The organism is Coraliomargarita parva, from assembly GCF_027257905.1.
Lineage (GTDB): Bacteria > Verrucomicrobiota > Verrucomicrobiia > Opitutales > Coraliomargaritaceae > Coraliomargarita_A > Coraliomargarita_A parva.
The window spans coordinates 470,457-486,417 of record NZ_JAPZEI010000001.1 but is presented as its reverse complement, the minus strand read 5'-3'; the positions used below and the strand labels follow the sequence as shown (position 1 = coordinate 486,417).

The following is a 15,961-nucleotide window of genomic DNA, read 5'->3' as shown; positions in this document are numbered from 1 at the left end:
TGCCGGGCTTAGCAGACCTTGTAATGCCGGGTCTGCGTTCTGTCGAAGCGCTTACTCCGAATTGTCGGTCGGAATTTGGTTGTTGGTTGGCACAATCAGGACGGGGGTCTTGGTTTTGATCCAGATGTTTTGCTCTTTCATGAGCTTGGCGCTGACGACTTCACAGGCTTCCCCGATCGTTTGGACGGGCAGACGGCGGCCCTTTGGGGTCGTATTATACTCGTAGGCGGCACGGATGATCCGCTCCGGACCCACTGCGAGACTGTCTTCTTCCGGGATCTGTACCACCCATCCGACAAAGTCCTTCCCCTCCAGATGCCCTTCGGGGTCGGAGATCAGAATGCTGAACTGCTTTTTGACCGGAGGGGGGCGGTTGGCACGTTCTTCTTCTTCGGCCAGCAGCTCCATTTTGATGTCCTCCATGATTTCCGATATCTTGCGGATGTCGGTTTCGTTGCGCTGCAGGATGGCCTTAAGGGTGTCGACGTCGATTTTCGGCATGAGTTGAAAAGTGATTATGAGTTCTCGATTAGGTCGGTATTTCGGGGAGGAGGTGCTTGTCGGGCAATCGTAAAGTGATTTACGGCGCCTCGTAAAGTAGCGTCGCGCCTTCCAAGCTCTCACGGATGGCATCGGCCGAGTCGATGAACTGATAACCGCTGCTGTCGTCGCCCCAGTTCCAATTCTTCCCCAGGATATAATGCCGGGCCGGTAATTCGCGGTCGAGAGGCAAGGGAACGCTGTCGGCTACGGTTGTGATGACCTGGCTGGCGATTTCTCCGGAATGGCTGAGCTTGGAGAGCACGAGGATGGCATCTCCGCTCTGGTAGACTTTTTCAATCCGTATCTTCCATCCGGCATCCGGCGTGTCCAGACGTACGCTTACCTTCCGGGTTGCGGATGACGATGCGGGCTGTGGGGCATTGATGGAGCCGGCAGCCACTTCGACGAGTGCACTTGGGTCGAAATATTGATGGATCGCCTGATTTACCTGGGGCGCGTCCAGGCCTTTGAGTTGCAGAGGGTAGGCGTCGATGTACTCCGGTGCGAAGCCGCGTTGGACGAAACTGTGGACCTGTCCGGCCACGCTGGCGGTCGTGGATAATCCTACCAGGTAGGAACCGGAAAGTGTGGTGACGGCTGCACGGACTTCCGCTTCGCTCACGCCCTTTGCATACCACTCATTGATGACGGACTGGGTCGCAGTGATTCCTTCTTCGAGCATGGAGGGGGCAAAGCTGGCTTGCAGGGCCCAGTTGCCCGGGGTCAGGATATCGCCCTCGTGGTAGCTGCGTATGTGGTAGGTCAGGCCACGGTTCTTGCGTACTTCGGTGTTGAGTCGCGATTGGAAGCTGCCACCGAGAATGTAATTCCCGACCATGAACGGGATGTAGTCCGGCGCGGTGCGCTGGAGTCCGGTGGTTTGTCCGAAGCGAACGGAGACACTGGTCTTGTCCGGAATCGTGATCTTCTCCACCTGGGAGGTGCGGGGCTGTTGGCCGTCCGCAACCGTCCGGTAGTCGACCCCGCCTTCCCATCCATCAAAGGCGCTCGCGACGGCGGCTTTCAATTGCTCGAAATCGATGTCACCGGCAAAGACCAGGCGCAGGGATTTCGGGCCATAGTATTGCTTGTGGAATGTTGCCAGGTCTTCCACCGTGGTGCCTTTGACACCTTCCATCAGGCTTTCGAGAGGAGTGGTGTAGTTCGGATGGCCGGGTTCGTAAAGGAGGCGACTCAGTTCGGCTTCGGCCCGGTAATCCGGGCTGTCCATGGCTTGGAGGAATCCGGCAATGGAACGGCTTTTCAAGCTTTCCAGCACCTTCGGGTCGAATGCCGGTTCGCGGAGTTGCTCGGCCAGCAGGTCCATCACCGCTCCGGCATCGGGTCGCAGGAATTTGCCCGAGAAGCTCAGGCTATGTGCTCCGGTGCCAAAGCTGATGCCAGCGCCCAGTTGGTCGAGCTTCTCGGCAATGGCAAAGCGGTCTTGTTTCTGCGTGCCCTTGTCCAGCATGGATGCGGTCATACCTGCCAGCGTAGGTGCGCTTTCCGGGCTGAAACTGTCGCCTGCGGCAATGCTGCCCACGAATGAAACGATGCCCTCGACCGGCATCCCGATGGCAATGACCTGAATGCCGTTCACGTCCGCGACTTGCATCTTCTCCGAGAAGTTGACTTGGCTGGCGCCTGGAGCGGGGGGCGTGTTGTCGGTGTCGGTTTCGGCTTGATGTGGCTCAAAGAGCTCAAGGCCCGGTTCGCGGTAATACTGGAGTCCGCGGTGTGGCGACAGGCTGGCCATGGCCTTGTGACTGCTCGGGACATACCACCCGGTGGTGCTGCTGCGTGCGGTGAAGTACTTTTTGGCGACCGCCTGAAGGTCTGCCACTTGGACGGCTTCGATCGCTTTGGGCAAGTTGACATACGAGGTCCAGTCACCCATCGCGATGGCATCGTTCAACTGGTCTGCGATCGCGTAGGGGCCGTCCCGCCCGTAGATCTCGCTGGCGCGCACCACGGATTTGGCCCGGGCCAGTTCGTCTTCACTGGCTCCATTTTCGATAAAATTCTGTATTTCCTCGAGGATTATGGTCTCGGTCTCCTCATGAGTCGCATCGGGGGTCAGGTAGGCGCAAAAAACGAAGAGGCTGGGATCCCGCAGCATGGGACCGTAGGCAAAGGTCGCGCTGGCCTTGCCCTTGTCTTCGAGTGCACGGTAGAGGCGACCGGTCTTATCGGCTGTCAGAATCTCGTCGATGAGAATGAGCGAAGCCCAGTCCGGGTGGGTGCCTTCCGGAACCTTATAGGCAATCATGACCACGCCCACCTGGCCGCTTCGCTCCACGATCAGGCGGCGCGGACCCAGTTGTTCCGGCTCCTCCGTGTCCATCTCCGGTATGGCAGCAGGGGCTTGGGGGATGATGCCGTAGGCGTCGGCCACGGCCTGCAGCGTGGCCGCCTTGTCAAAGCCACCAATGACACTCAGCACCGCGTTTTCCGGCCAGTAAAAGGTGTCGTAAAATCCGCGGAGCTTGGTCGTCGAGGTGTTCTCAATGTCCGAGCGCCAGCCAATTACGGGATGGTTGTAGGGGTGGGCCACATAAGCAGTGGCAAAGATCTCTTTGATCAGGGTGCTGACCGGGCTGTTCTCGCCGCGTTCGTATTCATTACGCACCACGGTCATTTCGGAGGCCAGGTCTTCGTCCCGAAGCCGCAGGTTGCGCATGCGGTCTGCTTCCAGTTCGATTGCCGCGGGAACATCGGAACTGGGGAGGATGGCGTAGTAGTTGGTGCGGTCGTAGTACGTCGTGGCGTTGGACCGCGCTCCGATTCGCTCCATTTCCGATGAATAGTCGTTGCCGGCTTCGGGAGTATGCGCCTCCGTGCCCTTGAACATCATATGCTCCAGAATATGGGTCGCTCCGGTCGTTCCCAGGGATTCATTGCGGGAGCCGACTTCGTACGTGACCATGACGGTGGCCACCGGCAGCCCCTCATTCGGGTAGAGCAGTACGCGAAGACCGTTTTGTTCCAGACGGTATTCCTCGATGCCATCGAGGGTCTGTACATGGCGGATCCCCGCCGGCAGGCCGGAGGCCGTTTGACAGGCGATGCTGAATGCAAGGGCGAGAAGAGGTAGGAATTGCTTCATAAACTGGCGACTAGTGATGTCAACGTGCGCCAGTAAATGTTCCTATACCTGCGGTGCAAGCCCGCCGCCCAAGTCTCACCAATTATTCGTCGGCCGGAATCAGGTTCTTTGAGGTCAGGAGCTCGATCAGCTTCTTCATTGCCGGGGTGAGGACTCGGCCCTTCCGGTGAATCAGTGCGAGCGGTCGCTTGAATGTCTTGTTCTTGAACTTGATAACCTTGAGCAAGCCCTGGGCTTCTTCGCGGACCACGGTGGTTTGCGGGAGAATGGCGATGCCTGCATTGATCTCGACGGCGCGCTTCACGGTTTCGACATTGTCGAATTCCATGACCGGGTCCGCCTCGATATTGGCCTCGCGGAAAATCTGATCGGTCGCCTTGCGGGTCGGGATGTCCGGCTCAAAGCCAATGAACTTTTCGCCCGCCAGGTCTTTCAGGTCGACCACCTTGTCGTTGGCCAGCGGGTGGTCCGGGCTGACCACGAGTACGAGGATGTCGTCGTGGAAGGGCAGAATCTCCAGTTGCTTGTGCTTCTGCGGGTAGGCGATCAAGCCGAGATCGATGGAATTGGAAAGGATGTCTTCGTACACCATGTTGGCCCGTCGATATTCCACCCGGATGTTGACTTCGGGATATTTCGCCATGAAGGCCTTCACGTAGGGGGGCAATTCATGCAGGCCGATACTGTAGACCGTAGAGATGTGAATGGTGCCGCTGATGACCTTCTTCATCTCTTGCAGCTCGCTGTTCAGCTTGTCGTAGAGATAAAGAATTTCTTTGGACGACTTGTACAGCTTTTGGCCCTCGCGAGTGAGGCGAAACTGCTTCTGGCTGCGGTCCACGATCAGGATGTTGAAGTGCTTTTCCATTGCACGCAGCTGCTGGCTGACTGCGGACTGGGTAATGCCATTCAGTTTGGCGGCGCGAGAAAAGCTCTCGCTTTCGACCAGGTCAGAAAATATTTTCAGATTCTCAACGTGCATGATAGAGTCCTTATAAAGATGACTTATACAAAAGCAATACTTTTGTTAGACGAACTTATTTATACCTGATTTAAAAATAACACCTCCTTATTCTATATGATTTCATTGGACGAATTTAAGCAGAACTTGGCATCGGTGTGTGCCCGAATGGACGCCGCCTGTCTGGCGGCCGGGCGCGATCCCGCTTCCGTTCAGTTATTGCCGGTGACCAAAAATCATCCCGAGGCCGCCCCGGAATATGTGGCCGCCTGTGGATTGGGCGCAGTCGGGGAGAACCGGGTTCAGGAGGCGGTTGCGAAGCAGGCAGCCTGTACGGCATCCCTGCGTTGGGAGCTGATTGGGCATTTGCAGTCGAACAAGGCGAAGGAGGCGGTGGCCCATTTCGACCGCGTGCAGTCGGTGGATTCGCTCAAATTGATCCAGCGCCTGAACCGAATGGCTGCTGATTCGGGGAAGTGTCTGCCCATTCTGCTGCAGTTTAATACTGGAGAGGATCCCAATAAATATGGCTTTTCCTGCAACGAGGCCGATGCGGTTCTCGAAGCTGCCTTGGCCTGTCCGCATTTGCAAGTAGAGGGGTTCATGACCATTGCGCCGCTCGACGACGACCTGGAGGTGGCCAAGGTCGCATTTGATGGCTTGCGTGCATTGCGCGACCGACTGGCCGACAGTTTTCAAGTGCCCTTGTCCGAGCTGTCCATGGGCATGACCGGCGACCTTGAAGTGGCGATCACAGCGGGGTCGACCCAGATCCGGGTCGGGACCGCGCTGTTCGGCAGCCGGGGCTATTAGGCCAAGTGATGTGGACTTGCGCTCAGCTTGGTGCCGAGAGGACGAGTGGCCAGTCGTAACGCGCCTTGACCGCTTCACCATTGTAGGTTGGCGGGGTGAAACGTGTCTTGGAAACGATGCGCCGGGCGAGCTTTTCCAGGGCGGGATGGCTGCTGGAGACGATTTCCTCAAGCCGGGCCTGGCCTCTTTCGTCGATAATGACGCGTACGACGATGCGCGCGCGTTGGATGCCTTGGCGGCTCAACTCAGCCGGGTAGCGGAAGTCCGGAAGGTTCAATAGGACCGGGGCCTGGTCGAGTTCGGTCGACTCCAGGATGCGCTCGATGTCGGCGAGCAGGTTTTGCAGTTGAGGGACGGATAACAGCGGTTGTTTCAACTGGGTGTCCGGCTTGGCATCCGGCATTTCGAGCCGAAGCGGTGCGATGGCGAGTTCCGGACGGGTCGGGACCAACTCGATCTCATAATCGGTCGGCGTTGGGGGCTGTGGCTCCTCCTGTGCGGGTGTCACCGGTTGAGGGGGCGCGGCAAAGCTCAATTCCTGAACGGGCAGGGTGATGTTTTCGGCCTGCTCCGGCTCCAAGGAGACGAGGCTGACGGCCAGCATGACCAGTGAGGTAAAAACCATTCCGGCTAGAATGGCTCCTGGCTGTTTGCTCTGGGTTGGATATTCGCTGATATACATAGTGGACTCCTTTCGAGGTCACGGCCTTCACATCACCGCGTAGAATATCAAATTGCCGCGTTGGATTTCTGCCCCCTGCGGGTGGAAAAATACCCCGATACGGTGAAAAAGGACCGAAAAGGGGCGGATTGGCCGGTCCCGGGTGGCTTCAGCGTGCGCGGTGCAGGCACTGGAAGCCCTTGGGTAAGAGGCCGGTATGCTCCTTGAAGGCCCGTGCAAAGTGGCTCGCATTGGAATAACCCACCGCATTGGCCACCTCGATCACGCTCATGCGGTCCTGCCGGAGAAAGGATTTCGCCCTTTCCATCCGGAGTTCGCGCAGATAGCCGAACACCGTGCGCTCGAACTGTGACTTGAAGCCCTGTTTGAGCTTTGATTCGTTCAGGCCGAAGCGCAGTGCCAGCGATGCGATGGAGTGGTCGGCATCCAGGGTGTCGCCCAGATATGCGGCTACATCTTCCAAGGTGTCGCGGTCCTGGGCATTGATGGCGGGTACATTTTGACTTCCCGTCGGGCGGAATAGTTGTTCCGCCAGCCAGGTCAGGCTGGTGCCTTCAAGGTGGAGTCGGGAGCCCAGGCCTTGGGCGGGCAAGCGGATGATTTGATGGGCCAGTTCGCGCTGCCCCGTATTCAACACCCCGCCGGAAATACTGCCATTGGATTGTATTTCCGCAGGTGTACCGCCCGGATGTTCAATGGCCAGAAGGGAGGAGAGGGCTTCGTCGGTGCAGAGCAGGCCGGCCCATTCCAGTTTTTGGCCCCGGTGGCCCTCGATCTCAAGGCTCTCGCAGTGGAACTGGAACCACTCGTGGATGTTGCCCGCATGTCGATGGCCGTTGGAAAAATGAAAAACCGCGCTGCCACTGTGAATGAAGCCTGTGAGCAGGTAATTGCCCCCGAAATCCAGACGGGGGAGGACGGGGGCGTCTTCCGCGACTCTGATGCGTAGCAGCGATAGTCCGGGTTTGAAATGAACCAGCTCGGCCGTCGCAAAGCCTTCCGCCAGCCCTAGTTCCAAGTCACAGGCCGGCTGAAAAGGGCACGCCGGACCCGAGACACCATCGACGAGATGGATCCGGATTGATTCGCTGGCGGTGGAGTTTGCCTGTGTCATTTTGTTTCCGAGCCGTGATGCGAGTTTTAGGCCAAAATTGGAAAATGAGACTCAATATCAACTTTTCGCAAGAAATAAAGGACCGGGCCCTCATTTATGGTCAAACTCATGCGCTGGCTGAAAAAATGTGTCGCGCCGGAGGTGGGAATGGCTCCAAACTGCGGTCGATGAAGTCATTGAAGCAGAATGCCATGCCCAACCTGTATCTGGTCGGGTTCATGGGGGTCGGCAAATCCGTCATTGGGAGACGGGTGGCTCGTGCCCTGGGGTTTCGCTTCTATGATTCGGATGCCGAGATCGAGAAGAAAGCAGGGAAGAGCATTCCCCAGATTTTCGAGAGCGAAGGGGAGGCTGCATTTCGTGCCTACGAGCGCGCCTATATTGAGGCGGGGCATCCCGCCCGGAATTGTGTCGTTTCCTGTGGGGGGGGCTTGGTCGTTCAACCGGGGATGCGGGAGCTCCTTCGATCCAAAGGAGTGGTGGTATGCCTGTTTGCTTCGGTCGAGAGTATTCTGGAGCGAACCGGCCGGAATAAAAACCGTCCGCTCTTAAACGTGGCAAATCCGGAGGCCAAGATCCGGCAGTTGTTATCCGAGCGAGAGCCGATTTACATGGATGCCGGTCCGTGTATTTCGACCGATGGCCGCTCCATCGCGGAGGTGGTACAACATCTGGAGCGGACCTACAGATCTTGTGCGAAGGATCCGCGCCGTTGCTGCGGTAAAAATGCGCCGGAAGTCGCCGGCGCCTAAGGAATCCATTTCCGGATCGGCAGGTACTCGAACTCCGAGAGACGCTGCAGAAGGCGTTCGCTGCCGCTTGCCTACACCTTCCAGGCTTCTTCCAGCTTTTCGACGAATTCCGTGGGCGGTCGAAGGCCCTTGCCCTGGGCATCCATGAAGCCGTGGGTGGTGGAACCGGTTGCCAGCAGCTCGCCATCGCGCCGTACCTCGTAGTCGAAGTGGAATTTGGCGCGGGCTTTTTCCCGCATGAAAAGATAGACCTTCAGGCGGTCGTCGAAGAATGCAGGCTTCAGGTAGCGCAGGCTGGCACCGAGCACGGGGATCATGAAGCCGCGTTCCTCCAGGTCTTTGTAAGGGAGGCCGAGTTCGTCGAGCATCTGGATCCGGACGGATTCGAACCAGATCAGGTAATTGCTGTGATGGACCACATTCATGCGGTCGGTTTCGGCATAGCGGACGCGGACTGGAAGGATGGAAGTGATCATGGAAAAGCTGTGGCTTCCACGCAGTGAAAGATTGAGCGGGGCGGGAGGGAAGCGAAATTGCGAAGAAATTTCCATCGGTGCGGGGCTTGGGGTGGTTGAGAGCAGCGGGGGCATTGCATTGATGAGCTTGCCAAATGCGAAGACGCGTCCACTAGTGGGGCATGCTTCGTTTTTGCCTCAGTTCACTACGCTGGCTTTTCGGATGGCTTTACTATGTCTGCCTGATCTGCTTCGGCGGTGCCTTGCTTGGCGTGGTGACGCATCTGGCCTTCGCTTTACTTTTCCAGGACAGTCCGGACCGTGGGTTCTATGCGGCTTTCGGGTTCATGAACGGATTGAAGTACGGCAGCGTCTGGGCTGGTGGAGCCGCCATCGTCTGTTGTGTGATACGGGCCCGCCATGAATTCCTGGCCCGCGAGGCGGGGGCCCAAACGGAGGTGGAGTCCTGATTTATGACGAACCGAAACCGCATTGCCTATTATATGGTCGGCTTTCTTGTCGGCACCTGCCTCGTCTCTGTGATCATGATGCGCCGGAACGCGCGGGAGCAGGCGGCGGTCGATCCCTGGGCGGTTCAGCAGCAGGCCGCTTTGGCTCTCGGCTACGAACCGTTGCCAAAGACCGTGCCCGAAGTGATGGCTCAGGGGACCGTGATCAATTATGGAGTGCTGCCGTCGGAGGCCGCGCCGGAAGAACGTGTCTGGTTGCTCAATTTCACCGAAAGCTATCCTTATGTGCGGGTGGTTGAGCAGATTGAGTCCGGGGCGCTCAGTTTCATGGCGGCCGATCAGGTCCTCCTTGAACTGGCCGACGGGGTCGACGTGACGGCCTTGAAGCCCATGTTGGACGAGTTGGGACTGCGGATGCGCATGTTCAACCGCAAGGAGCGGGTCGCGGTGATCGGTGTGCTCAGTACGCAGATCGATGCGGTACCGGCGACTCTGGAAGCGATCCAGCCCTGGGCCTCGCTTTTTGTGAACGCGGAGCCGGATTATATTAAGTTTCGCTAATAGGAAGCGTCGCCGGCGCTCCGATTTGCGCGATTCGTCATTGACCGACGCGGGCCTTTCTTCTTTTTTTACCCGCTTTTTCCTGCTGCCCGCCCAATTTTAGAAGCAGCTCCACCATCAAATTCATGCAAACAGTGAAAACCGACGTCAAAGAACTCACACCGACCCGTAAGTCCGTAACCGTCAGCTTTACCTCCGAAGAGGTGGCTGAGCAGGAAGCGAAGCTGGTCAAGGATTTCCAGCGCCAGGCCAAGATTCCCGGCTTCCGTCCCGGCAAGGCTCCGGAAAACATGGTGCGCACCCGTTTCGCCAAGGATATCCGCGAAGAATTGAAGAGCCGTATCGTCTCCAGCGCACACCAGGAAGGTGTCGTCAGTGCGGAGTTTCAGGTTTTCAGCATTGTCGAGCTGCAAGAGGGCGAGATCGCCAGCGGTCAGGAAGCCAATGTGACTTTCACCGTCGACGTGATTCCGGAATTTTCGCTGCCCGAGTACACCGGGATCAAGTTGGCGCAACTGCCGACTGAAGCGAACGAAGAGGATGTCAACAAGATGCTGGATCAGATCCTGAGCCAGCGTGCCGAGTTCAACCCGGTTGAGAAGGCTGCCGACAAGGGCGACTACGTCCGCTGCGGCTATGAGGGCAAGATTGGTGACGAACTGATCGCGGACCTGGTTCCGGATGCACCGATGTACGGGACCCAGAAGACGACCTGGGAAGAAGCCGGGGCGGAAGACGCTCCGGGTGTGCGTGCCATCGTCGACGGCGTGGTCGGGATGAAGGCGGGGGACGAAAAAGAAGTCACCATGGAGTTCCCCGAAGAGTTCAAGCCCGAGGCTTTGGCCGGCAAGACCGCGACCTACTCGATCAAGGTCGAGGAAGTGCGTGAAAAGGTCATGCCCGAGATGAACGAAGAGTTTTTCAAGAGCCTGCAGGTGAAGGATGAGGCCGAACTGCGTGAGCAGATCAAGCAGAACATCGAAAACCGCAAGAAGCAGGAGAACGCCAACAACGAGCGCCAGCAAATCAGCGAGTTCCTGCTCAAGAGTGTCGAGTTCCCGATCCCCGAAAGCGGCATCGAAAGCGAAACCGACGCCGTCTTGCGCGATTTCATGCAGCGCAACATGCGCCAGGGGGTCTCTCCCGAAGAGTTCGAAAAGAACAAGGAGCAACTGCACGAAGGTGCGAGCAAGGCCGCCCACGACCGTCTCAAGTCCCGCCTGATCCTGGCCAAGATTGCCGAGGCCGAAAAGGTGAAGGTCGAGAACGAGGACTTCAGCCGTATCATCATGCACGAAGCCATGCAGACCGGCCAAAAGCCGGAGAAGTTGGTCAAGGAACTCCGCAAGGATCAGGACCGCATCAACCAGATGCGCAGCGATATCCTGTTGGGCAAGACCATGGACCTGCTGGTTGAAAAGGCGGAACGTGAAGGTGCGCCGGCGGAGGAAGTCGAAGTCGTCAGCGAGTAATTCAGGTTCGAACGCGCTTTGCGTTTGATAAAGCGAACACTCCTGCTAGCTTAGGGTTTTCCACCAAGCACATAATATTCACCGTGAGTTACGTTCCACTTCCGACAGTCTATGAACGCGAGGGTCGCACCGAGCGCGCATGGGATATCTACAGCCGCCTCCTGCGGGACCGCATCATTTTCATTGGTACGCCGATCAATGATTTCGTCGCCAATGCTGTGATTGCGCAGATGCTCTTCCTCCAAATGGAAGACCCGAAGAAGGACATCAGCCTGTATATCAACTCGCCGGGTGGTAGCGTGACGGATGGCATGGCCATCTATGACACGATGAATTTCCTGCAATGCGACGTGGTGACCTATTGCGTGGGGCAGGCCGCCAGCATGGCGACCCTGTTGCTCGCCGCCGGCACCAAGGGCAAACGCTATGCCCTCCCGAACAGCCGGGTCATGATGCACCAGCCCACCGGCGGTGCCACCGGCCAGACTTCCGATATTTCCATTGCCGCGCGGGAGATCCTGCGTTGGCGTGAACGGATGAACGAACTGATTGCCAGCCACACGAATAAGACCGCCGAAGAAATCGCGGCCGATTCGGATCGTGACTTCTACCTGACCGCTCAGGAGGCGAAGGAGTACGGCATTGTGGACAAGGTGATCGAAAGCAAGCCCAACGCATAACACTTCCTACTGAACGTGCCGGAGTGATCCGGCCGACTGACTGATACGATCTATGGCTAAATCCACACGCATGACATTTTGTTCGTTTTGCGGTAAAGCGCAGAATGAGGTTCGCAAGATGATTGCGGGGCCGGCTGGCGTCCACATCTGTGATTCCTGTGTTTCGGTGTGCAAAACCATTATCGACCGGGAGCTTTCGAGTCCCGATGAGTCGGACAGCTCACGTCGAGGCAGCCGATCGAAGGGCCGTTTCAATCTGCTTCGTCCGGCTGAGATCAAGGCGCGTCTGGACGAGCACATTATCAGTCAGGATTATGCGAAGCGTGCGTTGGCAGTGGCGGTTTACAACCACTACAAGCGTCTGCGCGATGAGGAACGCATCGACTCTTCCCAGGACCTGCCGGAGATCGATTCAGAGTTTCGCGACGTCCAGATCGAGAAGAGCAACATCCTGCTCCTGGGGCCGACGGGTAGCGGTAAGACGCTGCTGGCACGGACTCTGGCCAAGATGTTGGATGTGCCCTTTGCCATTGCCGATGCGACGACCTTGACCGAGGCCGGCTATGTCGGTGAGGACGTGGAGAATATCGTCCTGCGTCTGCTCCAGTCGGCAGAGTATGATGTCAAGCGTGCGGAATGCGGTATCATCTATGTCGACGAGATCGATAAGATCGGCCGCAAGACGGACAATGTCTCGATCACCCGCGACGTGTCCGGTGAAGGTGTGCAGCAGGCCTTGCTCAAGATCCTGGAAGGTACGGTCTGCAATGTGCCGCCGCAGGGGGGGCGCAAGCATCCGAACCAGGAGTACATCCAACTGGATACCACGAACATTCTTTTCATTTGTGGCGGCGCTTTTGTCGATCTGGACAAGATCGTACAAAATCGTCTCGGATCCAAAGCGATGGGTTTCGATACGATGCACAACCGCCGTCAGGGCGAGGTGCCGGTCAGCCAGTTGCTGCGTGAAACCCAGCCTGAGGATCTGGTCCACTTCGGCATGATTCCCGAGTTTATCGGTCGTTTGCCCATGGTCGCCGTGCTGGATGAACTGAGCCGCTCGGACTTGGAACACATTCTTCAGAATACGAAGAATGCCCTGATCAAGCAGTATGGGAAACTCTTCTCCATGGAAGGGGTGAAGCTACACTTTACCCGTGATGCCATCAGTGCGATCGCGGAAAAGGCCATTGCTCTGAAGACCGGAGCGCGTGCGCTGCGATCGATCATGGAGCGTATCATGCTCGACGTGATGTTTGACTTGCCGGAAAGCAAGGACATCGCCGAGGTCGTGATCAACCGGGCGGTGGTTGAAGGGCGCGGCAAGCCACGCTTGAAGCATCTTCCGGAGAACAATGGCGGTGGGAAATCCTCGGCGAAGGGGAAAAACACTTCCTCGGAGAGCAGTAGTAAGGAAGACGCTGCTTAAGTTTCGGTTCCGTTCTTGCAGCGATCGATCCTTTCCGGTTGCTCCGGGGGCTATACGGACGTCAGTTTGAAATCGATGGGTTCCGCAGCGGCGTCTAGCAAGGCGAGCGCTTCCTGTTCGGCTTGTCGCATGGCCGCCCGATCCGTCTCGTTGCGGTCGTCATAGCCGGCCAGATGGAGCCAGCCATGGACGAGGTAGAGGCTGAGCTCGCGACTGAAGGGTTCGCCCAATTCCTCTGCTTTTTGGCGGGCATGGTCCACCGAGACTATGATTTCACCGGCCGACTCCATCTCCGGGTCGGCCGGAAAGGTAATCACATCGGTGGGGGTCGGGTCGTCCATGAAGTCGTCATGGACCCGGGCGATTTCTTCATCGGAGACAAAGACGATCGAGAGGTCCCCATCACCGATGGGAAAACGTCCGGAGACTTCCAGGGTACGGAAGAGGGTGGTCGCAGCCGATTCGGGGTCGGCTAAACCGTCTTCAAATCGGTTGCTGATTTCCAGATTCAACTGTGGCATTTTCGACGTTCTCCTCTTTCTCGCGGGGGTTGCTCTTGGCATTGGCAGCGGTATCATCTTTTTCCTCCTTCGGGTACTCCACGCGCGCGTGCAGCATGTTCAGGAGGGTGTATTCAAAGCTGCTGCGGATTTGTTCGAGTTCCTTGAAGGTGAGCGGGCAATCATCGAGCTGGCCGTCGGCGATCCGGCTGGATATGAGGGAGTCGATGAGTTCCTCGACGGCCGGTTGTGTGACCTTTTTCAAGCTGCGGCTGGCGGCTTCGATCCCGTCGGCGAAGAAGATAATGGCGCTTTCCTTGAATGCCGGGCGGGGGCCGTCGTAGCGGTAGGTGCTCTCGTCGACCTTGACCGCATCTTTCTTTCCGCTCTTCCCGTTTGTACCACTCTTGATGTCCTTCTCCTTCTGTTGGGCCTGATAGTAGAAGTAATGGATCAGGCTGGTGCCGTGGTGCTGGCGGATCACATCCATGATGACACGGGGGAGCTTGTTCTTCCGGGCCATTTCCACGCCTTCCTTCACGTGCGCCTTGATGACCAGCGCACTCATGGAGGGATTTTTCTCATCGTGCGGGTTGACCCCGTCCCGTTGATTTTCGGCGAAGTATTCGGGCTTTACCAGCTTGCCGATATCGTGGAAGTAGGAACAGGCGCGGCAGAGCAGGGGGCTGGCACCGATGGATGCGGCCGCGTTTTCCGCCAGGTTCGAGACCATGAGGCTGTGGTGGTAGGTGCCCGGCGCCTCCATTTGCATACGGCGAAGCAGTGGATGATTGAAGTCGGTGAGTTCGAGCAGGGTGATCTCGGTGGTGATGTTGAAGGCCTGTTCGAAGATGGGGATGATCCCGACGGCGATAATGCCGGTTAGTAGTCCCACCACCAGGGCGACGAAGGTTTGTTGTCCAATCAAGCTGAAGGAGTATCCGTTCAGCAGCGCGATGGCTGAGCCTGTAATCGCCGCGGTGGCACCGGCTAAGAGGCCGGCGCGGAGGAGCTTGGCGCGTTTGCGGATGTTGAGCGAAACGAAGCTGCCCACCACGCCGGAGAGGAAGGCGATCAAAAGGAAATCGATCGAGTCGTTCTGGATGATGCCGAAGACGGTGGCCACGATGAGTGCGGACAAGACCGCCGGTGCGCCGCCCACCAGCACGGCAACGATGATCGGGGCCAGGGCATAGGGCGCAATATAGGGGAGCATACTCAAGGCGGGCCGGCTGTTTAGCAGGGTCAGTTCCCCGAGTTCGATAATCGTGCGGATAATCAGAAGATTGAGCAGGATGCTGACTGCGGTCACCGCAATGGCACGGTTACGCTTGTGTACGTCGCGCAAGCCCTGCTTTACATAGATGTAGACCGCGATGAGGAGAACGAGGGTGAGGGTGAAGCGTTTGAGGAAGAGTTCATTCCAAATCAGGGATTCTCCGCGGGTGGAGACGGCGGCGTGATAGGCGGTCAGACGCTCGATGTCTCTTTCCGCGATGATCACGCCCGGTTCGATCAGGGTGTCGCCTTCCTTGAAGCGGATGACCGGTGGTTTGAGCTTCGCGATGGCACGCTCAATCGCGCGGTTCGTGCCGCCGGCGCTATAAAGCAGGTTGGGCTCAAGGCCGGAGCGGAAGAGATCGAAGAGCGCCCTTGCCGTGGCCGTGTTGGGGGACAGTGAGTTGATCCGCACCCGCAGGGCGACGGTGGCGTCGGTCTCGGATCGGGCATTGGGCAGGTTGAGCTTGCCTTCCTCATCGACCAGTTGGACCACGGTCACTTCCGGCGAGCCGTTTTCGCTGTCCTGGGAGGTGTAGATGCCGTCCTCATAGAGCGCTTTGAGCACAGCCATGGAGTCATTGAATAGGGTGGAACGTTCCTTCGGAGTCGTCAGCTGAGTCAGGCTGAGAATCGTTTCGGCTTCCAGTTCGAGCTCGGTGGCCGTGATCAATTCGCCGGTCATTTGGCTCAGGGCAGCCCGTACGGCTTCCTCGCCTTCGTCCTCGTTCTCAATCTGGTTTTTGGCGATACTGCTGTTCAGGTCCGCGATAAACTGCCGGAAACGTTCGTAAGGTTCGAAGGTTCGTTGGAAGACCGGAGGCACTTGTGCGCGGACGGCACGTGCTTCCTCCTCCGCCAGCAGTGAACTGGTGTATTCGAAGGGGAATTCCGCCACGATACGGTTGGAAGCCGGCTGGTTGAGGATGATTTGCGGGCCTTTAGGCTTCTGCCCAAGGAAGCTGATGATGACGACCAGCACCGTGAAGAGGGCGAACAGGCCGGCTTCCACCAGGGTGCTGGTTTCAAAGAAATGGGATGCGGCGCTGGCGCTATCCGCCTGCCGACCCTTGTCTTTGATTGACGGTAGGCTGCTCTCGCCCCGCTTTCTGGAGTACTTTCTGAAAAATGCTGCCATAATGTAT

Annotated in this window: 15 protein-coding genes; 7 read left to right on the top strand and 8 right to left on the bottom strand. The window is 57.7% G+C overall.

All coding sequences use genetic code 11. The features are described 5' to 3' along the window. Positions 1 to 51: 51 nt before the first annotated feature. The 3 genes from O2597_RS01835 to O2597_RS01825 all read right to left on the bottom strand — a co-directional run bounded on the left by O2597_RS01835 (position 52) and on the right by O2597_RS01825 (position 4,631). A complete protein-coding gene (locus tag O2597_RS01835; protein WP_269522470.1) occupies positions 52 to 501 on the bottom strand; it encodes a hypothetical protein in 450 nt (149 codons plus the stop codon). 79 nt (positions 502 to 580) lie between these two features. Beyond that, positions 581 to 3,649, bottom strand: coding sequence for a M16 family metallopeptidase (locus O2597_RS01830; RefSeq protein WP_269522469.1), 3,069 nt, complete (start codon positions 3,647 to 3,649; stop codon positions 581 to 583). An 82-nt stretch (positions 3,650 to 3,731) separates the two neighbouring features. Beyond that, a complete protein-coding gene (locus O2597_RS01825; protein ID WP_269522468.1) occupies positions 3,732 to 4,631 on the bottom strand; it encodes a LysR family transcriptional regulator in 900 nt (299 codons plus the stop codon). A 96-nt stretch (positions 4,632 to 4,727) separates the two neighbouring features. On the opposite strand from O2597_RS01825, the gene O2597_RS01820 reads away from it, so the two are divergent. Beyond that, the gene (locus O2597_RS01820) at positions 4,728 to 5,423 is read left to right on the top strand and encodes a YggS family pyridoxal phosphate-dependent enzyme (protein ID WP_269522467.1); all 696 of its coding nucleotides are present in this window, start codon (positions 4,728 to 4,730) and stop codon (positions 5,421 to 5,423) included. Positions 5,424 to 5,445: 22 nt separating this feature from the next. Here O2597_RS01820 and O2597_RS01815 read toward each other — a convergent pair whose 3' ends face one another. Next, on the bottom strand, positions 5,446 to 6,105 hold the full coding sequence (locus tag O2597_RS01815; RefSeq protein ID WP_269522466.1) for a TonB family protein: 660 nt from the start codon (positions 6,103 to 6,105) through the stop codon (positions 5,446 to 5,448). A gap of 148 nt (positions 6,106 to 6,253) precedes the next feature. Beyond that, positions 6,254 to 7,219: a helix-turn-helix transcriptional regulator gene (locus O2597_RS01810; RefSeq protein WP_269522465.1), complete on the bottom strand. Its 966-nt coding sequence runs from the start codon at positions 7,217 to 7,219 to the stop codon at positions 6,254 to 6,256. Between the two features lie 167 nt (positions 7,220 to 7,386). On the opposite strand from O2597_RS01810, the gene O2597_RS01805 reads away from it, so the two are divergent. Then, positions 7,387 to 7,971: a shikimate kinase gene (locus tag O2597_RS01805; RefSeq protein WP_269522464.1), complete on the top strand. Its 585-nt coding sequence runs from the start codon at positions 7,387 to 7,389 to the stop codon at positions 7,969 to 7,971. A 71-nt stretch (positions 7,972 to 8,042) separates the two neighbouring features. On the opposite strand, the gene O2597_RS01800 is transcribed toward O2597_RS01805, so the two are convergent. Beyond that, positions 8,043 to 8,447: an acyl-CoA thioesterase gene (locus O2597_RS01800; protein WP_269522463.1), complete on the bottom strand. Its 405-nt coding sequence runs from the start codon at positions 8,445 to 8,447 to the stop codon at positions 8,043 to 8,045. 161 nt (positions 8,448 to 8,608) lie between these two features. On the opposite strand from O2597_RS01800, the gene O2597_RS01795 reads away from it, so the two are divergent. From O2597_RS01795 to clpX, 5 genes are all read left to right on the top strand, one after another. Next, complete coding sequence (locus tag O2597_RS01795; RefSeq protein ID WP_269522462.1) at positions 8,609 to 8,896, top strand: hypothetical protein; 288 nt, start codon at positions 8,609 to 8,611, stop codon at positions 8,894 to 8,896. Positions 8,897 to 8,899: 3 nt separating this feature from the next. Further along, positions 8,900 to 9,457: a hypothetical protein gene (locus O2597_RS01790; protein ID WP_269522461.1), complete on the top strand. Its 558-nt coding sequence runs from the start codon at positions 8,900 to 8,902 to the stop codon at positions 9,455 to 9,457. 125 nt (positions 9,458 to 9,582) lie between these two features. Next, positions 9,583 to 10,929, top strand: coding sequence for a trigger factor (gene tig / locus O2597_RS01785; protein ID WP_269522460.1), 1,347 nt, complete (start codon positions 9,583 to 9,585; stop codon positions 10,927 to 10,929). Positions 10,930 to 11,012: 83 nt separating this feature from the next. After that, the gene (locus tag O2597_RS01780; protein WP_269522459.1) at positions 11,013 to 11,609 is read left to right on the top strand and encodes an ATP-dependent Clp protease proteolytic subunit; all 597 of its coding nucleotides are present in this window, start codon (positions 11,013 to 11,015) and stop codon (positions 11,607 to 11,609) included. 52 nt (positions 11,610 to 11,661) lie between these two features. Further along, on the top strand, positions 11,662 to 13,038 hold the full coding sequence (gene clpX, locus O2597_RS01775) for an ATP-dependent Clp protease ATP-binding subunit ClpX (RefSeq protein ID WP_269522458.1): 1,377 nt from the start codon (positions 11,662 to 11,664) through the stop codon (positions 13,036 to 13,038). Between the two features lie 50 nt (positions 13,039 to 13,088). Here the strand turns inward: clpX and ybeY are convergent, their stop codons facing one another. Both ybeY and O2597_RS01765 read right to left on the bottom strand, forming a co-directional pair. Then, positions 13,089 to 13,559, bottom strand: a complete 471-nt coding sequence (ybeY, locus tag O2597_RS01770) for an rRNA maturation RNase YbeY (RefSeq protein ID WP_269522457.1) — start codon at positions 13,557 to 13,559, stop codon at positions 13,089 to 13,091. Further along, entirely contained in the window at positions 13,522 to 15,954 is a 2,433-nt protein-coding gene (locus O2597_RS01765; RefSeq protein ID WP_269522456.1) for an HD family phosphohydrolase, read from the bottom strand. Before O2597_RS01765 ends, ybeY begins: the two co-directional genes overlap by 38 nt. Positions 15,955 to 15,961 lie beyond the last annotated feature (7 nt).

What these genes read in the sequence shown, in the direction of transcription:
- O2597_RS01765 (WP_269522456.1), bottom strand. Translation starts at nt 15,954, where the DNA reads ATGGCAGCATTTTTCAGAAAGTACTCCAGAAAGCGGGGCGAGAGCAGC.
- clpX (WP_269522458.1), top strand. Translation starts at nt 11,662, where the DNA reads ATGGCTAAATCCACACGCATGACATTTTGTTCGTTTTGCGGTAAAGCG.
- O2597_RS01835 (WP_269522470.1), bottom strand. Translation starts at nt 501, where the DNA reads ATGCCGAAAATCGACGTCGACACCCTTAAGGCCATCCTGCAGCGCAAC.
- O2597_RS01830 (WP_269522469.1), bottom strand. Translation starts at nt 3,649, where the DNA reads ATGAAGCAATTCCTACCTCTTCTCGCCCTTGCATTCAGCATCGCCTGT.
- ybeY (WP_269522457.1), bottom strand. Translation starts at nt 13,559, where the DNA reads ATGCCACAGTTGAATCTGGAAATCAGCAACCGATTTGAAGACGGTTTA.
- O2597_RS01825 (WP_269522468.1), bottom strand. Translation starts at nt 4,631, where the DNA reads ATGCACGTTGAGAATCTGAAAATATTTTCTGACCTGGTCGAAAGCGAG.
- O2597_RS01815 (WP_269522466.1), bottom strand. Translation starts at nt 6,105, where the DNA reads ATGTATATCAGCGAATATCCAACCCAGAGCAAACAGCCAGGAGCCATT.
- O2597_RS01795 (WP_269522462.1), top strand. Translation starts at nt 8,609, where the DNA reads ATGCTTCGTTTTTGCCTCAGTTCACTACGCTGGCTTTTCGGATGGCTT.
- O2597_RS01805 (WP_269522464.1), top strand. Translation starts at nt 7,387, where the DNA reads ATGAAGTCATTGAAGCAGAATGCCATGCCCAACCTGTATCTGGTCGGG.
- O2597_RS01800 (WP_269522463.1), bottom strand. Translation starts at nt 8,447, where the DNA reads ATGATCACTTCCATCCTTCCAGTCCGCGTCCGCTATGCCGAAACCGAC.
- O2597_RS01790 (WP_269522461.1), top strand. Translation starts at nt 8,900, where the DNA reads ATGACGAACCGAAACCGCATTGCCTATTATATGGTCGGCTTTCTTGTC.
- tig (WP_269522460.1), top strand. Translation starts at nt 9,583, where the DNA reads ATGCAAACAGTGAAAACCGACGTCAAAGAACTCACACCGACCCGTAAG.
- O2597_RS01810 (WP_269522465.1), bottom strand. Translation starts at nt 7,219, where the DNA reads ATGACACAGGCAAACTCCACCGCCAGCGAATCAATCCGGATCCATCTC.
- O2597_RS01820 (WP_269522467.1), top strand. Translation starts at nt 4,728, where the DNA reads ATGATTTCATTGGACGAATTTAAGCAGAACTTGGCATCGGTGTGTGCC.